Annotated in this window: 6 protein-coding genes; 2 read left to right on the top strand and 4 right to left on the bottom strand. The window is 34.8% G+C overall.

What is annotated here, in order from left to right; genetic code table 11:
- The first annotated feature begins 642 nt into the window (after positions 1-642).
- A complete protein-coding gene (locus BKH40_RS08995) occupies positions 643-873 on the top strand; it encodes a DNA adenine methylase (protein WP_257842548.1) in 231 nt (76 codons plus the stop codon).
- A gap of 8 nt (positions 874-881) precedes the next feature.
- Positions 882-1,499: a DNA adenine methylase gene (locus BKH40_RS08505; protein ID WP_257842547.1), complete on the top strand. Its 618-nt coding sequence runs from the start codon at positions 882-884 to the stop codon at positions 1,497-1,499.
- A gap of 261 nt (positions 1,500-1,760) precedes the next feature.
- Here BKH40_RS08505 and BKH40_RS08500 read toward each other — a convergent pair whose 3' ends face one another.
- The 4 genes from BKH40_RS08500 to BKH40_RS08485 all read right to left on the bottom strand — a co-directional run.
- The gene (locus BKH40_RS08500; protein WP_095278597.1) at positions 1,761-2,051 is read right to left on the bottom strand and encodes a hypothetical protein; all 291 of its coding nucleotides are present in this window, start codon (positions 2,049-2,051) and stop codon (positions 1,761-1,763) included.
- 72 nt (positions 2,052-2,123) lie between these two features.
- Positions 2,124-2,402, bottom strand: a complete 279-nt coding sequence (locus tag BKH40_RS08495) for a type II toxin-antitoxin system RelE/ParE family toxin (RefSeq protein WP_095278596.1) — start codon at positions 2,400-2,402, stop codon at positions 2,124-2,126.
- Complete coding sequence (locus BKH40_RS08490) at positions 2,374-2,589, bottom strand: hypothetical protein (RefSeq protein WP_095278594.1); 216 nt, start codon at positions 2,587-2,589, stop codon at positions 2,374-2,376. The genes BKH40_RS08495 and BKH40_RS08490 overlap by 29 nt, the downstream gene beginning before the upstream one ends.
- 127 nt (positions 2,590-2,716) lie before the next feature.
- Positions 2,717-2,943: type II toxin-antitoxin system RelE/ParE family toxin (locus tag BKH40_RS08485; protein ID WP_095278592.1), on the bottom strand; the 227-nt coding region annotated here is incomplete at its 5' end.

Genomic DNA, 2,943 nt, shown 5'->3' with positions numbered 1-2,943 from the left:
AAGTCTTTTGGCGTATTTTTTTACTATTTGCAAAAAAGTATATAAAAAAGCCTTTTATGTGTGCTTCATATAGCCTAGTTTAGGGCTTTAAGTCACTTTTTAGCCCTAAAATATACCTTTTAAAGCCCTAAAATCAAGCGATAAAAAGCCTTTATTTTTTTTCATTGAAACCAACCTTAAATTGCTTTTGCCTAATAGCTTTTTATTCTTAACCCCCTATTTTAGGGCTCTAACACCCTCTGTATGAATATGAACCCCCCAAAAATTCCCCAAAACTCCCCCTCCCCCGAGCCCTCTCCGCCCCGCATTAGGGGGGTGGGGGATGGAAGTACCTTTTGTTCTTTTGTCTTGATTAGGCTACGAGCTAATGCTCTTTTGCTTAAGCTCTAGACTTTATTTCTTATTTATTTTTGTAGCTTTTGCAAGATAGCTTGCAAGCTACTTAGCCTCTTATTATGTGCAAGGCTTGAGTTTAAAATAATGCTCTAGCCCCAGTCGCTGGGCTTGTGTTTAGGTTGTGTATATGCGTGCATCTTATATTTTTGGCGGTAAAAAAGATTAGGAAGGTATTTTTGTGGCGGTTGTAAATTTTTTTATGTACCTGTTTGTTATCCTTTTATAAAAAGATACAAAAAGGTAAACATGCAAACTTATCAAAATGACACTCTATTCCTAACCCCAACCACATTAAAACCTCCATTTGCGTGGGTAGGCGGTAAAAGCAGGCTGGCTAAGGACATAGTGGCTATGATGCCGCCTCATCAAACTTATGTAGAAGTATTCGCTGGTGGGCTTAATGTCCTCTACGCCAAAGGCTTGCCAAGTGATGTCTCAACGCTAATATTAGGGGGGGGGGGGGTGAAACTCCTATAAGAAGAGATATGTACGGAGAAGTTATTAATGATATAAACAGTGATTTGATAAATTTGCACACTATTATCAAAACTCGCCCAAGAGCCTTTAAAGCTAAGCTTGAAAAGATGCTTTGCAGCCGTGAAGTTTTTGAAAGTATAAAAAGGGGCTTTTTAGTGCCTAAAGATAGCCTAGAAAAGGCAGTTTACTACTACTATATAATAACTTTTAGTTTTGCAAGCAAAGGCAAACATTTTGCTCTTAATAAAAATAGAAAACCTAAAAATATCTACAAAGATTACAGCAAATGGAGTGAGCGTCTAAAAAACGTAACTATAGAAAATCTTGACTTTAAAACTCTAATCCCAAAGTATGACACAGCTAGCACTTTCTTTTATGTTGACCCACCTTATGTGGGCACTGAAAACTATTATAAAACCAAAACTTCTTTCACTAGGAAAGAGCACATTGCATTAGCAGATATTTTAAAAAGCATTAGAGGCAAATTTCTTTTAAGTTACAACGACCACCCGATGGTAAGAGAGCTGTACAGTAATTTTGATATTGTCGAGAGTAAAGAGATAAGATATACTATGAACATAAAAGCTAATAAAAAAACTACTGAGCTTCTTATAAAAAATTATTAGCTTATTTTTCAGTGTAAGGGGACGGAATGGGGAACAAGTTTTCCAAACTCCCTAAAATAGGGCTTTAAAAACACATTAAATAAAATCCTACATCCAGAGCCAGTATAAAATCCCTTTAAAACTTAATCTTAGCTTAAAACATCACACATAATAACCATATATCATTTTTATGTAATAATATATCACTAAGCCTATAGTTTAGGACATATGAAGTAGCTAAAAAGGCGGTTCATATAGGCTAATTTAATACTACTTAGATAGTTAATATAAAGATAAAAACTTTGATAGACGTAGTTTTAGCTTTAAGTAGCCAAAACTTTGGTTTCCTTGAAAACTTTCTTTTTCAACTAAGACATAAAGCCTTTTCTGCACCCTTGCAAGCTTGTAGTCTTTGGGAGCTAGTCCATATAAGCTAACCTCATCGCTTATGTAAAATATGCAAAGTTGCTTGTAGTTTTTTACACACAAACCATTTTTATTATTAGACTTTACTCCAAAGTAAACCCCTTGAAGTCTATTTATAAGATACTCTTCATCACTAAAAGCTATCACAAGGGCTAAAAATAATATAAGGTTTTAGCTTAAAGCCTTCACAAAAGCGTTTAATTAAGTAGTCTCTAGCACTCAACTTTTTTCACTCCATAAATTAGCCCCATAGATGCCAAGTACTGTGATGATCTCACCCTTTATTGCGTAAGGGATGCAGTAGCCTTTATAAATGAGTTCACGGATATTTTTATCATAATGGGCAGGGCGACCGATGAAGGGGGAAGTGGCTATTTTTTTAGTTTTAAGCTCTATCTCTTTAGTAATGTTTCTTGCGTTTTGTGGGCTAGAAAGATAGATGTGTTTATAAATTACCCTTAATTCTCTTTTAAACTGCCTTGTGTGCTTTACTCTCACACTCTTCCTCCACTTCTTTCATCATAGCTTCTATATCTAGCTCTTCTATAGGAAAAGTCTCTAACCTTCCTTCTTCTAAGGCTTTAACATCTTCACTTAATTTTTTATAATAGCTTTCTTTTGTAGGATACTCTTTTAAAAATGCCTCTTTATAGTCTTTATAAGCTTTTCTTTCTTTAGCAGTCATTTTACACTCCTTTAATAGTTCTTTATTATAACTATTTAGCTAAAACTTTCACTCCACTCTAAAAGGTTATAACGAGGTTTTAGCTTAAAGCCTTCGCAAAAGCGTTTAATTAAATAGTCTTTAGCACTCAACTTTTTTCACTCCATAAATTAGCCCCATAGATTCCAAGTACTGTGATGGTGTCATCTCTTACTGCGTAGGGGATGCAGTAGCCTTTATAAATGAGTTCACGGATATTTTTATCATAATGGGCAGGGCGACCGATGAAGGGGGCAGTTAACAGGTTGCGTGTCTTTTGTTTTACTTCTTTATTAAAATTTCTTGCATTTTGTATGCTATATCTATTTATATGAG

The sequence above is a fragment of the Helicobacter sp. 11S02629-2 genome (assembly GCF_002272875.1).
In the GTDB taxonomy this organism is placed as follows: Bacteria; Campylobacterota; Campylobacteria; order Campylobacterales; family Helicobacteraceae; genus Helicobacter_I.
This window is presented reverse-complemented; position numbering and strand designations above follow the sequence as displayed.